This window comes from Bacillus sp. UNCCL81 (assembly GCF_900112535.1).
GTDB classification, from domain to species: Bacteria; Bacillota; Bacilli; order Bacillales; family Bacillaceae_G; genus Gottfriedia; species Gottfriedia luciferensis_B.
In genome coordinates, this window is the sequence record NZ_FOMF01000005.1 from 127,597 (window position 1) to 151,434 (window position 23,838).

Annotated in this window: 17 protein-coding genes and 2 pseudogenes; 14 read left to right on the forward strand and 5 right to left on the reverse strand. The window is 33.8% G+C overall.

All coding sequences use genetic code 11. From position 1 onward, the window contains the following. Window positions 1-4 precede the first annotated feature (4 nt). The 3 genes from BM319_RS12625 to BM319_RS12635 form a co-directional block, all read right to left on the reverse strand. Window positions 5-727 carry an amino acid ABC transporter ATP-binding protein gene (locus BM319_RS12625; RefSeq protein WP_069032795.1) on the reverse strand — a complete coding sequence of 241 codons (723 nt, stop codon included), beginning with the start codon at window positions 725-727 and terminating at the stop codon, window positions 5-7. After that, on the reverse strand, window positions 727-1,380 hold the full coding sequence (locus BM319_RS12630) for an amino acid ABC transporter permease (protein WP_091022937.1): 654 nt from the start codon (window positions 1,378-1,380) through the stop codon (window positions 727-729). Before BM319_RS12630 ends, BM319_RS12625 begins: the two co-directional genes overlap by 1 nt. Before the next feature lie 68 nt (window positions 1,381-1,448). Continuing rightward, entirely contained in the window at window positions 1,449-2,225 is a 777-nt protein-coding gene (locus tag BM319_RS12635) for a transporter substrate-binding domain-containing protein (RefSeq protein WP_069032762.1), read from the reverse strand. 379 nt (window positions 2,226-2,604) lie between these two features. Between BM319_RS12635 and BM319_RS12640 the strand changes: the two genes are divergently transcribed. From BM319_RS12640 to BM319_RS12675, 8 genes are all read left to right on the forward strand, one after another. Further along, complete coding sequence (locus tag BM319_RS12640) at window positions 2,605-3,540, forward strand: carbohydrate ABC transporter permease (RefSeq protein ID WP_069032763.1); 936 nt, start codon at window positions 2,605-2,607, stop codon at window positions 3,538-3,540. Further along, entirely contained in the window at window positions 3,540-4,370 is an 831-nt protein-coding gene (locus BM319_RS12645; RefSeq protein WP_091022939.1) for a carbohydrate ABC transporter permease, read from the forward strand. The genes BM319_RS12640 and BM319_RS12645 overlap by 1 nt, the downstream gene beginning before the upstream one ends. A 129-nt stretch (window positions 4,371-4,499) precedes the next feature. Beyond that, window positions 4,500-5,771, forward strand: a complete 1,272-nt coding sequence (locus BM319_RS12650) for an ABC transporter substrate-binding protein (protein ID WP_069032765.1) — start codon at window positions 4,500-4,502, stop codon at window positions 5,769-5,771. Window positions 5,772-6,008: 237 nt separating this feature from the next. Continuing rightward, a complete protein-coding gene (locus BM319_RS12655) occupies window positions 6,009-6,203 on the forward strand; it encodes a hypothetical protein (RefSeq protein WP_069032766.1) in 195 nt (64 codons plus the stop codon). Window positions 6,204-7,011: 808 nt separating this feature from the next. Then, window positions 7,012-8,445, forward strand: coding sequence for a group II intron reverse transcriptase/maturase (gene ltrA, locus BM319_RS12660; RefSeq protein ID WP_091023222.1), 1,434 nt, complete (start codon window positions 7,012-7,014; stop codon window positions 8,443-8,445). A 329-nt stretch (window positions 8,446-8,774) separates the two neighbouring features. Next, window positions 8,775-10,604: a sensor histidine kinase gene (locus BM319_RS12665; protein WP_069032767.1), complete on the forward strand. Its 1,830-nt coding sequence runs from the start codon at window positions 8,775-8,777 to the stop codon at window positions 10,602-10,604. Continuing rightward, a complete protein-coding gene (locus BM319_RS12670) occupies window positions 10,582-12,135 on the forward strand; it encodes a response regulator transcription factor (RefSeq protein WP_091022940.1) in 1,554 nt (517 codons plus the stop codon). Before BM319_RS12665 ends, BM319_RS12670 begins: the two co-directional genes overlap by 23 nt. 79 nt (window positions 12,136-12,214) lie before the next feature. Continuing rightward, entirely contained in the window at window positions 12,215-13,180 is a 966-nt protein-coding gene (locus BM319_RS12675; protein WP_091022942.1) for a phosphotransferase enzyme family protein, read from the forward strand. 69 nt (window positions 13,181-13,249) lie between these two features. Here BM319_RS12675 and BM319_RS12680 read toward each other — a convergent pair whose 3' ends face one another. Continuing rightward, on the reverse strand, window positions 13,250-14,203 hold the full coding sequence (locus BM319_RS12680; RefSeq protein WP_091022944.1) for a PstS family phosphate ABC transporter substrate-binding protein: 954 nt from the start codon (window positions 14,201-14,203) through the stop codon (window positions 13,250-13,252). 172 nt (window positions 14,204-14,375) lie between these two features. On the opposite strand from BM319_RS12680, the gene BM319_RS12685 reads away from it, so the two are divergent. The 6 genes and pseudogenes from BM319_RS12685 to BM319_RS12710 form a co-directional block, all read left to right on the forward strand. Continuing rightward, entirely contained in the window at window positions 14,376-15,062 is a 687-nt protein-coding gene (locus tag BM319_RS12685; RefSeq protein WP_069032771.1) for a winged helix-turn-helix domain-containing protein, read from the forward strand. A 1,585-nt stretch (window positions 15,063-16,647) separates the two neighbouring features. Then, window positions 16,648-17,500: pseudogene (gene galU, locus BM319_RS12690) on the forward strand (UTP--glucose-1-phosphate uridylyltransferase GalU). A gap of 46 nt (window positions 17,501-17,546) precedes the next feature. Further along, a complete protein-coding gene (locus tag BM319_RS25330) occupies window positions 17,547-17,729 on the forward strand; it encodes a sugar transferase (RefSeq protein WP_069032773.1) in 183 nt (60 codons plus the stop codon). Between the two features lie 149 nt (window positions 17,730-17,878). Next, the gene (locus BM319_RS12700; RefSeq protein ID WP_091022946.1) at window positions 17,879-20,176 is read left to right on the forward strand and encodes a glycosyltransferase family 2 protein; all 2,298 of its coding nucleotides are present in this window, start codon (window positions 17,879-17,881) and stop codon (window positions 20,174-20,176) included. A 63-nt stretch (window positions 20,177-20,239) separates the two neighbouring features. Then, complete coding sequence (locus tag BM319_RS12705; RefSeq protein WP_286143754.1) at window positions 20,240-21,757, forward strand: chitinase; 1,518 nt, start codon at window positions 20,240-20,242, stop codon at window positions 21,755-21,757. 248 nt (window positions 21,758-22,005) lie between these two features. Next, a pseudogene (locus tag BM319_RS12710) lies at window positions 22,006-22,647 on the forward strand (IS3 family transposase); the annotation flags it as partial. A gap of 731 nt (window positions 22,648-23,378) precedes the next feature. Here the strand turns inward: BM319_RS12710 and BM319_RS12715 are convergent. Then, complete coding sequence (locus tag BM319_RS12715; protein ID WP_175403455.1) at window positions 23,379-23,528, reverse strand: BH0509 family protein; 150 nt, start codon at window positions 23,526-23,528, stop codon at window positions 23,379-23,381. Window positions 23,529-23,838 lie beyond the last annotated feature (310 nt).

The window sequence follows — 23,838 nt, forward strand, 5'->3', positions numbered from 1 at the left end:
TTCGTTACAACACTTTATCTAAAAATGCACGAAGTCGTTGGCTTTTCGCCCCACCAAAAATAGCTATTGGTATGTCGTCTTCTTCGATTGTACCATTATGTAAAAATAAAATTCGGTCGGCTACTTCTTTCGCAAAGCCCATTTCGTGCGTCACAATAATCATCGTCATACCTTCGTTAGCGAGTTTACGCATTACGGTTAGAACCTCTCCAACCGTTTCAGGATCAAGCGCACTCGTTGGTTCATCAAATAGCATTACTTTTGGGTTCATGGCCAGTGCCCGTGCAATAGCTACTCGTTGCTGCTGCCCACCGGATAAACTGCGTGGATAAGTATCCTTTTTCTCAACGAGATCTACTTTTGCTAAGTATTCAAGGGCCAGTCTTTCAGCTTCCGATTTATCCATTTTTTTGATGTGACAAAGTGCGAGTGTGATATTTTCAAGCACCGTTTTGTGTGGAAATAAATTAAATTGCTGAAATACCATACCCATTTGTTGGCGCGTTTTGGTCATGTCATGATTAGGAGCGGTTATTAGCTCTCCTTCAAAAAAAACGTCTCCTTTTGTCGGGATTTCTAATTGATTGATACAACGGAGTAGTGTCGATTTCCCTGACCCTGACGCTCCAATTAAACACACCACTTGTCCTTTTGGAATCGTTAGATTGATGTTTCTTAACACGACGTTTTCACCAAATGCTTTTTCGATGTCTTTTAATACGATCATCATTTCAGGATTCTCCTTTCGACGGTTTCAGCGAACATATTCATCGAGGTTACCATGACCCAGTACATCAAAGAAATTACGAATAAATAGGCAAAAATCTCGAAGTTATTCGAATACTTAATTTGTGCACTGTACATGAGCTCAACGATGCTGATGACTGCTAGTAGTGAAGTATCTTTTAAGGTCGTACTAAATTGATTTAAAAAAGCTGGAATCATTCGTTTCACCGCTTGTGGCAAGATGACAAGACGAAACGTTTGTGCATTCGTAAATCCAATGGCGCGACTTGCTTCTTCTTGCCCCTTATCAATCGATTGAATCCCTGCTTTAAATACCTCGGACAAATACGCACCACCATTGACAGATAAGGCCAGTGACCCAACTACCATTGCTGGTAGTCCACCTTTAAATAAGAGCGGGAAAATCGCGAAATACAAAAAGATGACTTGTACATACAGAGGAGTTCCGCGGATGATACTTACATATACTCGTGTGATATTTGTTAACACCCTATTCCCACTAATGGCAAATACACCGAAGATTAAACCTAAAATAGTTGCGAAAAATAGCGCGATGATCGCAATTTCGATCGTATGAAGGGCACCATCTAGCAAAAATGGCATGTCATCCCAAACCAATTCAAAACCTCTCATATTTTCACTCCTTATTCAATTGATGTGAAAAAAGGCGCAGGTCTTATGCGCCTTTTTTGTGAAGTTGGTTATTCACCGAAGTATTGCTTATGTAACTTGTCGTATGTACCGTCTTCTTTTAACTCTTTTAATCCTTCGTTAAAGTCTTTTAAAACTTTAGGCTCATTTTTAGCGATTGCAATTCCGTAATCTTCCCCTGTTAAGCGCTCGCCAACAATTTTCAAGCCTTTTGCAGTCCCTGATTTCATTTTATCCGCCACAAATGGATAATCATTGATCAATGCGTCACTTTGTCCATTTTGAACGTCTAAATAAAGCGTTGGCTCATCTTCTAAAATCTTCACTTTCGCACCGTACTTTTTCGCAAGTTCATTTGCTTTTTCTAAGCCGGAGGTACCGTTTTTCGCGACAATGGTTTTGCCTTTTAAGTCAGATACGTCTTTAATTGAACTACCATCTTTTACAACGAGCACCAATCCACTTTCAAAATAGCTATCGGTGAAGTTTGTAACAGCTTTTCGATCATCACGAATCGTAATGGCTGCAGCCGCGCCATCAATTTGTTTTGTTTTCAGTGAAGGGATAATACCATCAAACTTCATGTCTTTCCATTCGATTGTATAGCCTTCCTTTTTCGCGATGCTTTCGACAACGTCGATGTCAAATCCAGTAAACTTTCCATTTTCTAAATTTCCAAACGCTCCACCATCTGCAGTTGTAGCAAATACTAACTTATGTGTTTTTTGGCCGTCTTGACCAACTTTGATACTATCGGCTTTGCCACAACCTGTTAACGCTAGTGCAAGTACACTACTAAGTGCTACTACTTTCCAAGTGTGTTTCATGGGTTCTCCTCCTCCTAAATTTTCCATTTTGTTCTTAACACATTCTGATTTCGCTATTTTAATACAAAAACCCTTCATTTTCTGAAAAATCTAATAATTTTACTTAGTTTTGACAAAATTCTATTGAAGTTGACTAGAGATTTGAAAAAAAATCACTTAATTTAGCTGAATTTGTCTATGAATATCTAATTTAAAGATTGCTATTTTGAAAGAATGGCAATGCATCTAAAAGAATTTATATGGTTCATTTTAGAGGGAGGGTAGAATTGGAGTCTTCATGCTAAATTTTCAGTTGGTCAATATATTCCACCCTACTGTTCAAATGAATACGTTTTCACAACCCCGGAGGTATTTTATGATGATAGTGGAGGTGTTACAGATGATTGAAACGAAAAAAGTGATTGATACAAATTTAACAGATGCTAAGACAAAGAAGTCATCTAAAAAATTAAGAGATTTTTTAAATTATCTTACGTTTGTAGGACCAGCAACTATTGTTTTTGCAGCGATCGTGTTAACGCCATTTTTAATCGGCTTTTTCTATTCATTTACTCAGTGGGATGGTGTAGCTGATTCTGCTAAGTGGGTCGGACTTGAAAATTATAAATACATTTTTACGAAAGATACGGATTTTATCCATTCGTTTATATTAACTGGTAAATATACATTTTTCGCTGTAATCCTAACCAATGTGATTGGTTTTGGTTTAGCGTTGATCGTAACGCAAAGCTTAAAGACTAGCAATATTTTAAGAACGGTCTTTTTCCTTCCAAATTTAATCGGTGGATTATTATTAGGTTTCATTTGGCAGTTCATCTTTAATAAAGGTTTAATTTCAATTGGACAATTATTGCATTCAGACTTTTTACAAAGAGCACTTTTAGGTGAAGAAAAAGGTGCGTTCTGGGCAATTGTCATCGTAGCAGTTTGGCAAGGTGCAGGTTATATAATGGTTATTTATGTAGCGGCTCTGCAAGGTGTACCTCAGGAATTAATTGAAGCAGCTCAAATTGATGGTGCGAATAAATTCCAAGTGTTACGTAAAATCATTATTCCAATGGTAGCACCAGCTGTAACAGTTTGTTTATTCTTAACAATTTCATGGTCATTTAAAGTATTTGATACAAACCTTTCATTAACAAATGGTGGACCATTTAAGTCTACTGAGATGTTGGCTTTAAACATTTACACTGAAGCTTTTGTAAATAACCGTTATGGATTAGGTGAAGCAAAAGCGATTGTATTCTTCGTAGTCGTTGCGTTAATTTCAGTAATTCAAGTTTACATTACGAAGAAGAGGGAGGTTGAGGCATAATGCTAAAAGAACGATATACAGGCTTTACTCTTATATTAGAAATAGCGGCAATTATACTTGCTCTCATCTTCTTAGTTCCTTTTTATTATGTGTTAGGTAACTCATTTAAATCATTTGCTGATATTTTACAAAATACATCTTCGCTTCCAAAAAGCTTAGATTTTACAAACTATCAACAAGCAATTGAAGTTATGAATTTCTGGAAAGCGCTAATGAACTCGTTAATCGTGACAATTGTTAGTAATGTTGTAATCGTCTTTTTCTGTTCAATGGCAGCTTATAAATTAGTTCGTTCAAAAAGTAAGATTTCAAATATCATTTTCTTTATCTTTGTAGCAACAATGGTTATCCCGTTCCAATCAATTATGATCCCATTAGTGAAAGTTGGAAGTACGCTTCATTTAATGAATAGCCATTGGGGACTAGTCATAATGTATTTAGGTTTCGGATCAGCATTATCAATCTTCCTATATCATGGATTTATTAAAACAATTCCAATTGAGTTAGAGGAAGCAGCAATTATTGATGGTTGTTCACCGACTATGGTTTTCTGGAAAGTTGTTTTCCCACTATTAAAACCAATTACGGTTACAATTGTTATCTTAAATACTTTATGGATTTGGAATGACTTCTTATTACCATCACTTGTATTAAGAGATATGGAGTTAAGAACAATTCCTCTTGCTACATTCTACTTCTTTGGAGCATATACAAAACAGTGGAACTTAGCGTTATCTGGACTTGTTTTAGGCATAACGCCACTATTAATTTTCTACTTTGCAGCACAGAAACATATTATTAAAGGTATTACGAGCGGTTCAATTAAATAATGTGATTGGGTGGAAGCTATCAATATATTCCACCCATCATGTCAATATAGGCTATCCATAGTTGTTTATTTTTAAAGGTATAATGAAAGCGTATTCAAAATATAGAATATTGAGACGGGGGTTTTTAGGATGAAAAAGATGCTAAAGGTAGCAGCAGCATTAACAACTTCAGTGATGTTATTCTCTGCTTGTTCTGGAGGATCTTCAGACAAAGGTTCAAATGATTCAAAGGATAAAAAAGTAACATTAAACGTATTCCAGTTTAAAGCTGAGATTGCGAAAGATTTAGAACAAATGGCGAAGGATTACCATAAGGAAAATCCAAACGTAACAGTTAAAATTCAAACTGTTGGCGGCGGTGCTGACTACGGTGCTGCATTAAAAGCTCAATTTGCTTCAGGTAACGAGCCAGATATCTTTAACAACGGTGGATTCCAAGAAGCAGTTACTTGGAAAGATAAATTAGAAGATCTTTCTGATCAATCATGGGTAAAAGATTTATATCCAGGAACTGAAAAACCAATGACAATTGACGGCAAACTTTACGGTATGCCAATGAATACTGAAGGTTATGGATTTATTTACAATAAAGATTTATTCGCAAAAGCTGGTATTACTGAAGCACCAAAAACGTTAAGCGAATTAACTGCTGCAGCTGAAAAGCTTCAAAAAGCAGGTATCACACCATTCTCAGTTGGATACGGTGAGTGGTGGATTCTAGGAATTCACTTATTAAATATTCCTTTCGCTCAACAACAAGATCCAGATAAATTCATGGCTGATGTAAATTCAGGTAAAGTGAAAATTCAAGACAACGAGAAATTTAAACAATTTATGAAACTATTTGATTTAACAATCAAATACGGAAATAAAAATCCTTTAACAACTGATTACAACACTCAAGTTACAAACTTTGCTCAAGGTAAAACTGCTATGATCCAACAAGGTAACTGGATTCAAGGTATGATTGATGGAATTACTCCAAACATGAACTTAGGTGTGTTACCAATTCCAATCAACGATGACAAAGCAGCTATGGACAAATTACCAATGGGAGTACCAAATAACTGGGTAGTTAACAAAAACTCTAAAAACAAAGAAGAAGCTAAGAAATTCTTAGAGTGGATGGTTACTTCTGATACAGGTAAGAAATACATTGTAGAAAAATTCAAGTTCATCCCTGCTTTAAAAACAATTCAAGGTAAAAACTTAGGACCAATCGCAGACGACTTACAAAAATACTCTGCTGAAGGTAAAACATTATCTTGGAACTGGTTCAAATACCCAGATGGCGCTACAAATGAGTTTGGTGCATCAATGCAAGCTTACGTTGGAAAGCAAAAATCTGCTGATGAAATGTTAAAATCTCTTGAAGATACTTGGATGAAATTAAAAAAATAAGTTCTTAATTTTAGGCTTCCCTGAAATACCCTATAGATTAAGGCAACCCACAAGGAATTAATTCCTTGTGGGTTTTTAATTTTTTATGCCCTGTTAAGGAATAAATTAGTATTTCGAATAAGATCGATCTAAGTACAAAAGTTAATAAATTTTTTAGACTCTTTTTTTCATTAATAGTAGTTTGTACAAGCCCTCCTTCATTTCGAACATATATTTGAAATAAAGGAGTGATTTTAAATGAAAAAGAGAAAATGTAATTGCTCTTGTGGAAATAAGGTGACAAAGGTAGATATACAACGAATGCAAGAAATACTAAATAAACTTAGAAAGCTAGATGAAGACGATATTGAAAATTTAGATCCTACTGATTGTTTTGAGTTTAGAGGTGTATTTTGTTGTCGTGTGGATGGTCGAATAATATGTATTGAATAACCAGTGTATTAATGACTAGCCAAAGACGATGGAAGGAATGTCGATGAACACAAGTCCTTAAATAATCCAAATTGGTAACATATTATTTGCAATAAGAATATCATTTCTTGCACTATCGACGTGATTAAGTTGAACAACAAGAGCAGCCATTCGGTTGCTTTTTGTGCGACGGGCAGTCGCATAGGGTGCTGACCTAGTCAGCGCCCTTCATTTGCTTATCTAGACAGAGACGACACCTCGGTGTAACGACTGAATGAAGGATAAATTAATGAATTCCAGATGGTGAAAATCCATTCTCGAGGAGACTGACCTAGCTCGAGAAGTCTAATCTAGGGCATTATCGCGAGGTATTGTCTGAAGGAGATGCGGTAAATCGAGAGACCCGTAGACGAAAAGATAGACCCTAATGCAAGAAGTGTGAAGCACGGCGGCGGAGTAAGTTGGCGACTTTTCGAAGAGTGAGGAAGCCCACTAAAATGGCATTTTCTTTAGAAGTCAGAACGAGGAAATGTGGCTTATAACGTGATGGTGCAGGGTATGTCTTGAAGGAAAATGCGATGACCCCGTGAGGTCTCCACCTTACCAAACAGGCAGGGTTCTAATCTATAAGGGTAATCCGAAGTGATGAAGAACGGGTGGAGAAGTCAGACGTTCTCATAGTACGGAAGTAGTTCGATGACCATAACATCGAATGAACGGAAGGGGAACGACCTATGGCTCCAAGTCATGGACAAGATGGAATGTTAACAATCAAGTTACTTAGGTAAAACCGTTTGAATGAACATCAAGGAAAGGCATGGAATATGTAATGAATCAAGAGTGGAAATTTAAGCTACATAGTGTTTACGGTCAATTATTATTCGACCGAAAACTAACTCAAAGTTTTGAACAAGTAAAGATGAATAAAGGAACAGGTGGAATTGATGGTGAATCCATTGAAAGCTATGAATTGAACCTGACTGAAAATATTATGTCATTACTTGAAAAACTGAAAACAAAGACATACAAAGCACAACCAGTTAAAAGAGTATACATACCCAAGAAGAATGGAAAGAAACGACCTCTAGGAATTCCAACAATCCAAGACCGAATTGTTCAACAGAGTCTAGTAAACGTGTTACAACCAAAATTCGAAGATCTATTATTTCATAATTGGTCAGTTGGATATCGACCAAACCGAGGAGTTCAAAGAGCACTTCAAATCATCTTATGGAATATAGAACAAGGATACAATCATATCTACGATTGTGATATAAAGGGTTTCTTCGATAATATTCCACACAAGAAACTAATAGGGGTATTAAAGAAATACGTTTCGGACCGAACGGTCCTAAGTCTAATTGAACAGTGGCTAAAGGTTGGACATATGGAACAAGGTAAACTCATTCATTCTGATTATGGCACTCCTCAAGGTGGAGTAATTTCCCCACTTTTAGCAAATGCCTATCTAAATGAATTGGATTGGGAATGGGATTTGAATGGTATTCGCTTCGTTCGTTACGCGGATGATTTTCTTTTGTTTGCCAAATCAAAGGAGTCAATCGAAAAGGCAGCTACCCTAACTAAAGAAAAGTTGAAGGAATTAGGATTAGAAATTTCAAAAGAGAAAACAAGAATTGTTGATTTTAAGAAAGATGACTTCGACTTTCTGGGATTTACATTTCATCATTGGGGAACAAATGAAAACAACAATAAACTTGAATTTCATGTAACTCCTAAAGAAGAATCGGTTAAAGACTTCCGAATGAAAATTAAAGAGAAGACACGAAAACTGTTAACTCTAAGTAAAGAAGAATGGATTAATCGAGTAAATCCAATCATACGAGGAAAAGTAAATTACTATGTAACGATAGTCAAAGCGATTAAGGCGAACGAAGAACTGGGACAGAAAAGCCACTGTATAACTAGAAAGATGAGATGGATTTTATCGTCAATAGATGGTTATATAAGAAAGAGATTACGAGTAGCATTTATTCATAAACATCCTAATCAGAGGAAAGAAGCCATGATGCGAAGTAAATGGAATAATAGTTTCTTTGTAGGTATTAAGTTAATCTCGAGTTACTGGCTTTATTTAAACAAAACTTACAACTACTCTTTAGAAGACTATCTAGATGAAATGAAAACTAAAAGAAAAAGAAAGCACCAACTTGCGAAAAAGAGAGCAAAAGAGAGGGGCGAAGAATACTTCACCCTTAAAAGAATCCAAAAGATGCAAAATGCCTGGAACGCATTCTCTTGATAATCACTATAACATATGGGTAAGCCGTATGCCTTAATAGGGCACGTACGGTTTGATAAGGGGGAAGTCTCGTGAGAGATTTCCCTACTTTATTATTTATGTATTTGGCAGGTTAGTCAAAGAAGGAAGCGAATTATCATAAAAGCCTTGGAAAAAAAGTTTATGTTTATCTCATTTAGTAGACACGCGAAAAAGCCTTCCCATTAAAATGAACCCCTCTTGCACGTATCAAGAATAAGAGCTAACCTCCAGTTTTCTATATTTAAAATTTAAACTTTCTGATAAACTAGATAGTAGAAAGTGCAAACGTTTCCGCAAAGGATGTTATCATGAAAAACAGTATTAGAAGTAAGCTAATAATCTTATTATTAATCGCCACGATTATTCCTTTTGGATTATCAATTATCGCAAATTATTTTTATACAAAAAACACGGTAACAAAGGAATTTGTAAATACAAACCATGATTTATTGAAGCGTAGTGGGAATGATTTATTGAATTATTATAATGAGATTTACGGTATTCCATTGTCCATTTATAGTAATAGACCGTTTTTGTCTGTGTTAGAAAATGGTGCTACTGCTTACATCGAACAAAATTCTGCTGAAATTCAACGTAGTTTATTAGGACTTTATTTTTCTAGAAGAGAGTTCGTGCAGTTACATTTGTATTTAACGAAAGGTAAGGATGATTACACCGTCTACAATGCAAAGGTGAGTAGTCGTGGGAAATTGTATAATTTTAATCAAATTCCTGCATATCGAAATTTAAGTTATTCGAGGGACTCGTATTATATTCAACCGACTCATCCGATTCAAAACTATAATAATTTATCCGATTTTCGAATCGAGCCAGTTAAACAGGTTGTATCATTTCATTATTTTTTGAATAATGTTACTTCAGACCAATGGTTAGGTTTCTTATCGATTGATATTGAATTAAGTAGAATTAAAGAGATTTTCGATCGAATTTATAAAAAAGGAGAGGAACATCTTTTCGTTGTTGGTGATGGGAATGTTGTTTTGTATTCTTCTGAAAAAAGACTAATTGGTAAAAAGCTAGAAACAAAATGGTATAAAAAAATAACCTCAGATCGATCGGGTGAAGCAAGTTTTGATTGGAAGGATAAGGACTTTAGTGGTGTTTATGTGTATGACAAAATCACAAGTAATCATCAACAATGGACGGTCATTAAAAGCATTCCTTATAAGAATCTCTATCATAATTCGAATCAATTATTAAAAATTACAGTTACACTAGGAGCGATTTCAGTCTTATTAGTCATCATTTTAACAATTATCGTATCCTTTAGATTTACACGACCAATACGAATCTTAATTCGAGATATGCAGCGAATTGAGAAGGGAGAACTTGCTGTTTCCTTTGATACGTTAGGAAATGATGAGTTTGGGCAGTTAGGTAAACATTTTACTTCAATGGTCGATACGTTAAATGATTTATATATAAAAGAGTACAAGCTTCAAATAGAAAATAAAACAAATCAATTAAAAGTACTTCAGTCTCAAATTAATCCGCATTTTTTATACAACGCCTTGCAGTCAATTGGAACTCTTTCACTAAAAAATGACGGAATTAAAGTGTATCGATTAATTATGTCACTATCGAAAATCATGAGATATAGCATGAAAAATAATGAGGATTTTGTGACGCTTAAGGATGAATTAAACCATATAAAAGATTATTTATCGCTTCAAAATGAACGATATGATGGCAAATTTGTCTATAACCTGGAAGTGGATGAAGGGTTAAACAAAGTAAAAATGCCAAAAATGATTTTACAGCCAATCGTAGAAAATTTCTTTAAACACGGCTTTGAAAAACAACAAAAGCTTGGTGAATTAAATATTTCGATTCATAGACAACAAGATAATCGTTTAAAAATAGTCATTGCTGATAATGGTGAAGGGGCAACAGAAGAGGAATTAGAAAACATCAATTCGTCGCTATCAGAAGATGGATTAAATACGAACGAGAGTATCGGGTTAAAAAATATTTCTGATCGCCTTCATTTTTATTATGGTAAAAAAGCAGAAGTAAAAATAGAAAGTGTGAAGCATGAAAACTTTGTTGTAACGATAATCTTACCGATTGAAATGACAAGAGGAGAAGTTAATCATGAAGGTTCTACTAATAGATGACGAAAAGCATGTACGAGAAGGTGTAAAACTTCTTGCAGATTGGGATGCAATTGGTGTTACTGAAATATTAGAAGCAGAAAATGGAGCGATTGCCCAAGACATCATTAGAAAGGAAAGACCGACAATTATCTTTACCGATTTAATGATGCCAGAGCTAGACGGTAGAGGATTATTAAAGTGGCTTCATTCAGAAAATATTAATTGCAAGGTAATCGTTGTAACGGGATATGATGACTATCATTATATGAGAGAAGCCATTCAGTTCGGTGCGTCTGATTACTTATTGAAGCCAATTGATCCGGATATATTGAATGAAACTTTAGTAAAAGTTGTATCAGATTGGAATGAAAAAGAAAAAGAGAGAATTGATGCCTTAAATGATTTTCGTTTGCTGCAGGAAGTTTTACCTGTTTACAGAGATAAACAATTAACAAATGCAATTTACGGGAAAGAATTTAATCAGAATATGCTAAACCAATTAGGATATGAAGAAGGGCAAACTTTACATGTTTCTTTACTAAAATTACGAAATCTAGAGACATTCAAAGATATTTGGCCAGAGGATTTATGCTTTTTTGCCCTATTGAATATTGTAAATGAAGTTCTTCAAAGTCAAAATGGAGGAATTGCATTTCGTAATTTACAAGGCACAAAGGAGATTTGTTTACTATATTGGGGAGAACAAGTCACTGACAGTATCCAACATATTGCTAAAATTTTATCGACAGTTGTGCCTTTTCCGTTTCATTTTGCAATCAGTAGAAAGTTAACAATTGAATCGATCCAGTCTGGGTATGAGGAAGTTGTAAATGTTCTACAGCATGTAAATATTTTAGAAAAGCGAGATGTACCAGTTTATTCTTATGAAGATATAAAAGAGTATCATCCGATTAATCTAGTAGAAATCATCAACCTATTTGAACAAATGGTTGAGAAACAGGATATTTATATTTACGATGAAGTCATTCAACTGTTTAGTAAACGAATCGCACAGAAGAATTATCTTCCTTTTGCACAGTTACTTTCATTACATCAGGAGTTTCTAATTTTCCTTAATCACTGGATAAATAAACTATCGCTTCAAACCATTCAGGAAGTGAATCTAGAATTGTTCTGGAATGCGAGAGGGCATTTTGAAATTGGTGATTATGTAGCGACTCAAAGGGAAAGAGTACAATCGATCATTCAAGAGAAAAATCAAACGAACCAAGAACTAAATAGTATCGAGGCAATCTCCAATTATATTCAGCTTAACTATGCCGAAGAAATTTCACTCCAGGAGTTTTCAGAGAAATTTTATTTAAGTCGTGAATATATATCCCGTAAGTTTAAACAAATTTACGGTGTGAATATTTCAGATTATATTGTTTCAATTCGGATTGAAAAGGCAAAGGAATTATTGAAGTTCCCCAATTTGAAAATTTATGAAATAGCTGGGAAAATTGGCTATCAGGATGACAAATACTTTCGAAAAGTGTTTAAGAAAATCGTTGGGATGACCCCAAACGAATACCGAAATATGAATGATTAGTAAAAAAGTTGCAGGAAATCCTTGGAAACTGAGGAATAAGTAATTAGATATTTATTCTTACGTTTCGGGGGATTAAAAAATGGAACAGGCAGTTGAAAGTGTTTTTACAAAAGAAATTTTAACGAATGCAGCAGCACAATTTGGTATTACAGTAGATGAAAAACCAGTCGGAGAATTTGAGAACTATCTATTTAAAGGTAAGCTGGCAGATGGAACGGATCGCATTTTACGATTAACGCATTCATCTCATCGCTCAAAGGAAGAAATTGAGGCAGAGCTTAAATTTTTAAAATATGCTAGAGAAAACGGAGCAAATGCAGCAGGTTCTTTAACGTCCTTAAACGGTAATTTAGTAGAAGTCCAACATGCAAGTGATGGCACGAGTTTTTATGCTTCAATGTTTGAATGGGCAGACGGACAATTAGTAGATCGTACAAACCCAGCTGTGTGGAATGATGACTTAATGTACACATGGGGAAAAACGATCGGAAAACTTCACGCGTTAACAGTGGATTACCCTGTAACAAACCTTCGTGAGCATTGGGACGAAGAAGCGTATTTAAATGAAATGTTAGCTGATGAAGAACTTGGCATTTTTACGAAGGATTTAATTGAAGAAATCCAAGCTTATGACAGAAAGAAAGATTCATATGGATTAATTCATAGTGACTTACATCTCCACAATTTCTTCGTAAATGATAAAGGTGAAATAACGGCTTTTGATTTCGATGATTTGCAATATAATTATTTCATTTCAGATATCGCAATCGTCTTATATTATACTGCTTGGGGTAGTAAGGCATCATTCGAAGAAAAATCTAAATTCGCAAAAAGACAGTTAGAAATCTTTCGAAAAGGTTATGAAACCGAGTATGTATTAGATGAAGAATGGTATAGCCGAATTCCTTCATTTTTAAAATGTCGTGATCTTACGCTTTATCATGTATTGAATATGAAATATGAAGAGAAAACGCAAAGGGTTATTGAACTTTGTGAAGAACTTAAAGAGAGAATTGTTAATAAGAAGACGATAATTGATCTATAAATTAAACAAAAAGCTACGATTCAAACACAATCGTAGCTTTTTTTATATTTAAATGGGGGGTAAGTAAATTTATTTATGTCTAGCTTCTTCGATCTTATTAATATTGCTTTCATATTGATCATCTTCTAATGGGATATAACCAACTTGCTCAGCTAATATTGGAGCATTTTCATTAGCAAATTTCAAATAGTCTAAAACAACAGGACGTTTAAGTGAGTCTATATTTACATATGTGTAGAGTTCACGAGAAAATGGGTATGTCCCATTTTTGATTGTCTCTTCAGTTGGTAAAACTGCTTTACCTGTTTTTTGATTAACGATTGGTACGATTTTTAATTTGTCTTTGTTTTCTTCATAGTAAGCATGACCAAAGTATCCAATTGCACCTTTTTCACTAGCAACATCAACTGCAAGATTTTTGTCATCTTCAGACGTTTTTGCATCTTTCCGTTCGCCAGTTTGATTTAAGATGGTTTTATTAAAGTATTCGTAAGTTCCTGACTCAGTACCAGGGCTGAAGAATTTAATTTCTTCCTTTGGCCAAGCTGAGTTTAGTTCGTTCCATGTTTTTATTTTGCTTTTTACTGACCACAACTTTCTTAATTGTTCAACTGTTAATTGATTAACAAAATCATTGTCTTTATTTATTACGACTGATAGACCGTCGTAAGCTAATTTTAATTGAATATAATCAATGTTATTATGTTTAGCGATTGCATTTTCTTTATTTGTTATTGGGCGAGATGCGTCATTTATATCTGTTACGCCATTTGCGAATTTTTTAAAGCCATCAATTGTACCACTATTACCTAATGAAATAGTTACTTCAGGTTGTGCAGATCTATATTGTTTCGTTATTTTTTGCATAATCGGGAAAACGGTAGAAGAACCATCGATTAGTATGCTACCAGTTAATTGTTTTTCTGATGTATTTGAATTAGGATGATAAGCAATCCCACAAGCTGCTAAAGATAACATAGCTGTGATTACGACGACTAATAAAAGTATTTTTCTATGATGCATCTACAGTTTCCCCCTTCGTTGTTTTTGCTACATTTCTTACAATATCCCACAAAGATTAACTTGCTTTTAACGCAACGTAAAGAATTTGTAAAGGTATAGTGAAAGTCCCCCTTTTTTGTTAATAACCAATTAAAATGACCGTATAAACAGTAAAAAATGGGAGAGATATACGGTGGAGCAAATTGTCATCATCCAAGATCAAAACGAGATTGAACATGTGCTTCAACAAAGTAAACAATTCGGATTAATTAAAATCAGCACATATCGATATGGAGAGTTTAATGAAGAAACTCATTTAGGTTTCTTAAAAGGTTGCATAGTATTAATGAAAAGCCAAGTTTTGGACGAGTTTATTCCATTAATCATGAGAATAAGACGGATAACAGAAATACCAATCATCTTATTAGTTGAAACTTACGATTCATACGAAGCAGCGATTTGCATTGAAGCGGGAGCGGATCAATATGTTAAATATCCGATTCATCCTAGAGACTTATCCGCAAGAATAAAAGCAGTAATGAGGAGGGCAGGCAACGAAAAAATTGAAGAAGACCGAGAAAAAGTTTTGAATTTTGGCGAGATTTCCTTCTATTTAAATCGAGAAGAGGTTTATAAAAACAAAATGAGGATTGAATTAAATGGAAGAGAATATGCAATTTTACTTTTTTTAATAAAAAAGGCTGGCTTTATTGTAACAAGAGAAGAATTAATGGATGTCATTTCTGTTTATAAAAATAGAAGATTAATTGATATTTATATTCATAGTTTACGACATAAAATTGAGGAACTTCCGAATTATCCTAAATATATTAAAACGATTAAGGGAAAAGGGTATCGGTTTGAAACGCTTGTTAATTGAACACGTGTGTAAAAAAGCTAGGTGCATTCTTTTTTAAGGATGTCATTTAGCTTTTTTATTTTTATATGGCAGAGCTTTGGGGAGAGTAGGGAATTCGTAATATATGTTTTTATTTAAAAGCAGTTTTTTTCTATAATTAAGAGACAACTTTTTTTAGTAAAATTAGAAAAAAATTTTTTTATGTATAAACCCAAATAGACCAAAAAACTAAGTTAAAAGCGGGTGGATTTATACGCTTTCGCAACTTAAACAACAAAAACACCTAATTTGTTTATTTACCATATTATGGAAATATTAAAATTTTAATATAACAAAATGATGCATCGTATATAATCTTTTTTAATTTTTTTGTCTCAATTTGAGGAATCTAGTCGAAGGAGTAGGACTTTTGTTGTTTTTTGTAAATTTGAAAAAAAGAGGATATATAAGTAATTAGACACAGCATTAACGATCGAAAAATTGGGAAATGAAAAAGCTAGGTGAATCCAAATAAGGATGTACACTTAGTTTTTTATTTTATAAGTGCAGTAAACCAAAGTTATAAAATCAACTCAGCGTGATGTAACATAAACGTACAATCTGTGTCGTAAAGGTGCTCTAAATCAGGGAAAATTAGTCTTCAGTTGAAAATCTTTTTGTTAATTCCAAAAATTGAACCATGTTTTTCTCTCTTCTCCACTAATTATTAACAACACTCTCTTTGATTTAAATGACTGACTAATTTGTTTTCAATCTGTTTTAATACAGTGTATTTATATGCTAATTATCGTATAACAAAAAAGTTGAAATATGCTAGAGATTTTTAATGGAAAAGTAAAAAAGATAATTTAATCATTTCATTAATTATTATTCATATTATAACGTATTAATTATTCTAGAAAAATATCTATTGTTACAATTTTCATTAAATAATGTAACAAAAATAATAGACCGGTTTGCAAGAGTTTCCATAAATTAGTAAAAAAATCGACAAAAAGTTTTATTTTATGGTAAATTTAACTAAAACTTTCTATTTTTAGGTTAATTTTTACTTAACTTTTTGTTAAGTAATTGTTATACTTGGCATTGTTGAATCTGAGGGTATATTTTAATAGAATAATAAATGGATTACAGGAGTCATTAGCTATTTATTTACATCCCCAATTTATCAATCTTCAACTCAATTATTAGTTAACCAAAAAGAAACAAAAGATTCTTTCATTTATCAGAATAATCAAATGTAAACAAATATTCAATTGATCAACATACAATTGTCGTTATTAGGAGTCCATCTATTTTAGACGAAGTTAGTAATCAATTAAATTTAGATTGTACAAATACATGAACAATATGATGAGATTCTGTTTGATGCTCCTTAATACCTCTGACAACTAGCGTCTAAGCAGATCATTACAAGTCATCACATACTTGTGAAATGATTTGAGCATCAGTAACTCCTCACAATGAGTGTCAGCAGGGGTTCGATGCTCTATATTATATTTATTTTAAAAGAAAATAGAGTTTCTTCTTGTTCATTTACTCACATGAATATAGAAGTGAAAACTTTATTAATTTGGGGAAAGAAAGCAATGAAGGGAATTTGTAAATGAAAAAAGTAAGAAAAGCGATTATACCAGCAGCAGGTTTAGGGACACGCTTTTTACCTGCAACAAAAGCAATGCCGAAAGAAATGCTACCAATCGTAGACAAACGAAAACAAAACATCAGGAATTGAAGATATCATTATCGTAACAGGTAAAGGAAAACGCGCAATTGAAGATCATTTTGATTATTCATTTGAGCTAGAACAAAATTTATTAGAAAAAGAAAAATATGCGTTATTAGAACAAGTTAAAGCTCCATCTAATATCGACATTCATTACATAAGACAAAAAGAACCTAAAGGATTAGGTCATGCTGTATGGTGTGCGCGTAATTTTATCGGCAACGAACCATTTGCAGTATTACTTGGTGATGACATTGTTGAAGCACAAACACCAGGTTTAAAGCAGCTAATGGACCAATATGATAATACATATTCTTCAGTAATTGGTGTTCAAACAGTACCAGAAGAAGAAACGCATCGATATGGCATTGTTGAACCAATTGTGCAAGAGGGTAGAAGATACGAAGTAAAAAACTTTGTCGAAAAGCCAGCACCAGGTACAGCACCTTCTAATTTAGCAATCATGGGTCGTTATGTATTTACACCTGAAATTTTTATGTATTTAGAAGAACAAAATATCGGTGCAGGTGGCGAAATTCAATTAACAGACGCAATTCAAAAATTAAATTCAATTCAACGTGTGTTTGCATATGATTTTGAAGGGAAACGCCATGACGTTGGAGAGAAATTAGGGTTTATTAAAACGACAATTGATTTTGCATTAAAGAATGAAGAACTTAGAGAAGATTTATTGAAGTATTTACACGATATGTTAACAGTAAATATTAAATAAGGATGGAAGATTAGTTTGAAAGCAAAGAGATTTGAACAATCAGAATATGCTTCTAAAGCCACTCTTATCGAAAGAAACAATTGAAAAAAGAAGGATCTATTTATTTACTAAGCGCTTAGTGGATTTATCTGGCGCTTTTTTGGGTCTTATACTACTATTACCAGTTCATATTATTATTGCTATTATTTTAAAGTTAGAAGATCCTAAAGGTCCAATTTTCTTTTTTTAAACTCCGGTAAAAATGGAAAGAGTTTATTCGGAAAAGGATGGGAGATTTTTGACGTGACAAATTAATCTGCCCACCTATAAATAGTTAAAACATTGTATTTTTTTATTTACCCTAAAATAGGGAGTTGACTAACAAGAGGGATGAACAAAATGAAAAGACAATTTAACACTGAAAGCAATTTGGAACCATTACCAAGAGTGCATGAAAAACCATCCACTGCAAAATTGACATTGAATCGAATCTATATTTTGTTTACGATTGGATTTTGGCTGCTTTATGTAGCATCCACAATTTTTGATCAACTGCATAATGGGAATGGTAGTTTTAAACAAGTCGTTGAAGCGGGATTATATATTTTGATTGTTACGACACTATGTTTTTCCGCATTGATGTATCTTTATTCTAGACAAGGGGCATTGATCCGATTTAAAGAGCATACTCGGGTCCCACGGGAAACCTTATCTGCTTATTTTTCTGAGAATCAACCAGGAATTACTGTTTTGGTTCCTTCGTATGATGAAGAGATTGACGTTATTCGCAAAACATTACTATCAGCTGTTTTACAAGAATATCCGGAAATTAATGTACAACTTTTGATTGATGATAAGCCGAATCCAACAGATCCGCAAAAAAGGGAAAAATTGCAAGCAACTATGAATCTTGCAAAAGAAATAACAGAGCTTTTGGAAGTCCCTTATACAAAGCTAGCAAAAGCTCGTGACGATTTTGAAAATACATATAACAAAACAGGAGAAATCACTTCTTCTACTTTAAATGATTTAATAAAGCAATATAAATATGCTGCCAAATGGATTAATAAATTTGCTGATGAAGAACCTTCGGAGACTCATGTAGATGATTTCTTTAATAATCAAGTTTTAAGAGCTTTAGCTGATGAATTAGATGTAACAGCAGTAGCATTAGAGAAATCTACAAAAGAAAATTATTACATGAGCTATGAACGGATCTATCAGTTTTATTCTCGATTAGTTTGGATTTTTACCGGAAAAGTAGGGTATTTCCAACGAAAACAGTTTGTTTCTTTATCTGATGAAGCCAATAAAGCTATGAATCTTAACTCTTATATTGATTTAATGGGAGGGAGCTACAAGATTCTCCAAACACCAGCTGGTAAAGTATTACAGAGAGTATCTTCAGAGGCAGAAGCAGATTTAGTAATTCCAGATACTGAATTTTTACTAACGCTTGATGCCGATTCTATTCTGCTAAGAGAGTATTGTTTACGTCTGGTCTATCTATTGAATCAAGAAGGAAATGAAAATGTAGCTGTAACACAAACTCCTTATTCTTCTTTCCGTGGATGTCCAACTCGAATTGAACGAATTGCTGGTGCTACAACAGATATTCAACATACCTTACACCAAGGAACAACGTATTATGGCGCGACTTTTTGGGTAGGGGCGAACGCGGTTATTCGTAAACGTGCAATCGAGGAAATTGCTGAAACAGAATATGTAAATGGATTTAAAATTCGCCGTTTTATCCAAGACCGTACAGTAATTGAGGATACGGAGTCTAGTATTGATTTAGAAAAAAATGGTTGGACCTTGGCGAATTATCCGGAGCGTATGAGTTACTCAGCAACTCCACCAGATTTCGGTTCTTTAGTTATCCAACGTCGTCGTTGGGCAAATGGTGGATTAATCATTATGTCGAAACTATTTGCTACTATTCGCCAACGCCGTCAAGAAGGGAATCCAATCAAGTTAATGGAAATCTTGTTGCGAGTCAATTACATGGCATCTATTGCTTGGGCTAGTTTTGGCTTAATCTTCCTATTAGCTTATCCCTTTGACGATCGTTTATTGAGTATTTTTATTGTTGGAGCAGCTGTCCCTTACTTTACTGCTATGGCGAGTGATTTAAAATACAATCGTTATAAACGAATGGACATCTTCCGAATTTATGGTCTCAATTTAATCTTGTTGGCTGTTAATTTGGCTGGAGTACTAAAGTCAATCCAACAGTTATTAACAAGTGAAAAAATTCCTTTTGCACGAACACCGAAGGTTAATGACCGGACTGGCACGCCAACACTTTATATCTTAGCGCCAATCATTATTATTGCTTATTCTATTTTTATTTGCTATCGCTCTTTCATGCTCGGAAATTGGCCAAATGCTTTATTTTCCTTTTTTAACGCCTTTACTTGTGGGTGGGCTGCATTAATATTTATCGGACCTGTCAATATGCTTGTGGATTTAGTTCATAACTTTAAAGAATGGATATTCGTAGAAGTAAAACCTAAGCAAACTGAAAAAGTTGAACAAAATCAATCAGAAATCAATTGGCAATCGGTTTTATACTATGGTGATGATAAAGGTCGAACAGAAGTCCCATTAAGTATTTCACTTGGCAAAATGGAAAATACAGAGACAACTGAAGTTGAAGATAAACTTAATTTCAGCAATAAAAAAATAGGATGATTAAAGATTATGCAAAATAAAAAGAAATTGTCTATACCGCGTTTAATGTTGGTATGTTTAGTTGTGGTAGCTGTAGGAGTAAGTTATTTTTATCGAGATAGTATAGTCGTAGTTAGTAAAATAGAAAAAACAAAAAAAACAGAAAAAACAGCAGTAGAATCGAGCCCTTGGTTTGCCGCTTATGTCGATGCTACACTGACACCGCAATATGAATTTGAAAAAGTCGATGGTAATGTTGTGCTTGGTTTCATAACAGCTGAGAATAAAAATAGTGCTGTTCCTAGTTGGGGAGGCGCCTATTCGTTGGATCAGGCATCTGAGGATTTAGATATGGACCGTAGAATTGCTCGCCTACGACAAAAAGGTGGGGAAGTCATTGTTTCATTTGGTGGCTTATCCAATTCGGAATTAGGAATTACAACAACAGATGTTGGAAAAATGAAAAATGCATATGCAAAAGTAGTAAAGCGTTATGATCTGAATACGATTGATGTGGATTTAGAGCAAGAAGGATTGACAAATAAGCATGCCGCTAAACTTCGTGGGGAAGCTTTGGCAAAATTGCAGCAAGAACGAAAGAAAGATAAAAAAGACTTAGCTATTTGGGTAACATTACCAGTAACCCCGCAAGGTTTGACTGAGGATGGTACGGATGCTGTAACAGCATTATTGAAAGCTGGAGTAGACTTAGCTGGCGTCAATATTATGACAATGAATTATGGAGAAAGTCGTAATTCAGCACTTTCTATGGCAGACAATTCGATTAATGCCTTGAAAAAAACTCATCGCCAACTAAGGATTATTTATCAAAAACAAGGGGTTAACTTGAGTGATAAAGCGTTATGGAGAAAACTAGGCGCAACACCAATGATTGGCCAAAATGATATCCAAGGTGAAGTTTTTGATTTAGAAGATGCTGCTAAGCTGAATAAATTTGCCGTAGATAATGGTTTAGGACGATTGTCTATGTGGTCAGCAAACCGTGACAGGAAGTCAAGTGAGAATAGTGTTGGAATTCAAAGTGTTTCTAACTTTTACAGTGGTGTTAGACAAAACAATCAAGAGTTTGCAACGATTTTGAAAGAGAATATGAATGGTAGTGTTTCTGGTGATGCAAAACGGACAACCAAGTCAGATGTAACGAACGTAGATTTGAATAAGCCGGATGATCCGAAAACTTCCCCATATGAGATATGGAGTGAATCGACAACCTATTTAAAAGGTACTCGTGTTGTCTGGAGACACAATGTATATAGAGCAAAATGGTGGACAAAAGGAGATGCTCCTGATGCACCTATCTTGGATGAAAATACAATTCCTTGGGAACTTGTTGGTCCGGTATTGCCTGGAGAAAAACCATTGCCAATAGTTAGCTTGCCGAAAGGAACCTATCAGCAATGGGAAGAAGGACAAGTCTATAATGGTGGTGATCGGGTAATGTTTAATGGCATCCCGTATGAGGCAAAATGGTGGAACAAAGATGAAAATCCTGAAAAACCACTTGCTAATGATGATGCAGCACCATGGAAACAGTTGACTCAAGATGAAATTAAGAAAGTGTTGAAGGAAATTAACAAATAATGATGGTTAGGCTTATGCTGAAACAATATGAAAGTCCATATACCAGAAATGCCGATTAACTGGTATATGAACCTATTTAAAAGCTTTCCACATTTGAAGTGCACCCCAAATGTTAGACAAGACTAACATTTGGAGGTGCATTTTTTATGACAAAATTTACTATTGATCATAAATTAGCGGTAGTTAAAGGATATTTAGAAGGTAAGGAAAGATTTCATTCTATTGGTAAGTTATTTGGAACGTTCCATAGGCATGAGTTTTCGTTAAAAAAACTTCTACTGCTCGCCAGTATTCCGCGTAGTACGTACTATTATTGGATGAAAAATCTAGAGCGTCCTGATCCAGACACAGAGATAAAAGTAATGATAAAAGAAATTTAAGAGGAATATGAAGGTCGTTATGGCTATCGTAAAATTCGAGACGAGCTTACTAATCGTGGTTATAAAATAAATCATAAAAAAGTTCAATGACTCAGGAAAGTACTAGGGATAAAATCACTTGTAAAAGTAAAGAAATATCGCTCTTACAAAGGTGAAATGGGTAAGGTTGCCCCGAATATTTTAGATAGAAATTTCCAAGCAGATAAACCAAATGAGAAATGGGTTACAGATATTACTGAATTTAAATTATTTGGAGAGAAGCTATATTTTTCACCTATTTTGGACTTATATGATGGTGAAATAATTGCTTATACAATTGGTTCACGTCCAACTTATTCACTTGTATCAACTATGTTAGAACAGTCTCTTGAACGTTTAACAGATTCCGATATACTACTAGTTCATTCAGATCAAGGCTGGCACTATAAACAAGAACTAGCCAAATATATAGATTACGACAATAACAAACGAAATAAGGCAAAATTAAAAGGCATGAGCCCAGTAAAATAGCGAGTTCATGCCCAACAAGCTGCCTAATTGAAGTCACCAGTCTAACTTTATGGGTTCACTACAATTCAAGTATGTAAAAATAGAAGATTTATCGATATTTATATTCATAGTTTACAACATAATATAGAGGAACTGCCAAATTATCCTAAATATATTAAACGATTAAGGGAAAAGGCTATCGGTTTGAAACGCTAGTTAATTGAATAAAGGGTAATTAAAAAGCTAGGTGAATTCTTTTAAAGGATGCATTTTAGCTTTTTTATTTTTATAAGGCAAAGGTATTGATAGAGAAATACACTTTTGTTGTTTTTAATTAAAAAATAGACAAATTTTTTTATTAAAAATTAAATAAAAAAAATTTTTTTTGTACAAACCCTATTAGACAAAATGGCTAGAAAAAAACGTACAAATTGTATACAATTTTTAACACTAAACAACAAAAATTGCTAATCTGTTTGTTTACCATATATTGGAAAAATTAAAATTTCGATATAACAAAAAGATGCATAGTAAATACTTTTTTTAAATTGTTTTATCTCAAGTTGAGGGGAATAGTCAGAGAAGTAGGAATTTTGTTGTCTTTTGTTTTAACAAAAAAAGAGTAAATATAAGTAATTGGATACAGCTTTAACGATAGAAAAATTGGCAAATGAAAAAGCTAGGTGAATCCAAATTAGGATGTTCACCTAGCTTTTTATTTTATAAGTGCAGTAAACCAAAGTTGTAAGATCTTACTCAGCGTGATGTAACATATACGTATAAGCTGTGTCGTAAAGGTGCTCTAAATCAGCATCCGTCATGAAAACTAAGTCCTCAGTTGAAAATCCTTTTGTTAATTCCAAAAATTGAACCATGTTTTTACGCTCTTCTCTACTCATCATTAACAACACTCCCTTTGATTTAAATTAATGATTAATTTGTCTTAATTCTGTATTAATACAGTGTATTTATTTATATTTTATTATATAACAGAAAAAGCGAAATGTGCTAGTGATTTTTACTAAATAAGGAAAAAATTATTTTTATCATTTCATTGATTATTATTCAATTTACAGCTCATTAATTATTCTTAAATAATATCTAATGTTACAATTTTCATTAATGAATGTAACATAACTAGACCAGTTTGCAAGGGTTTCCATAATGTGGATAATTAATCCGACAAAATACCTTGTTTTATGGGAAATTTAA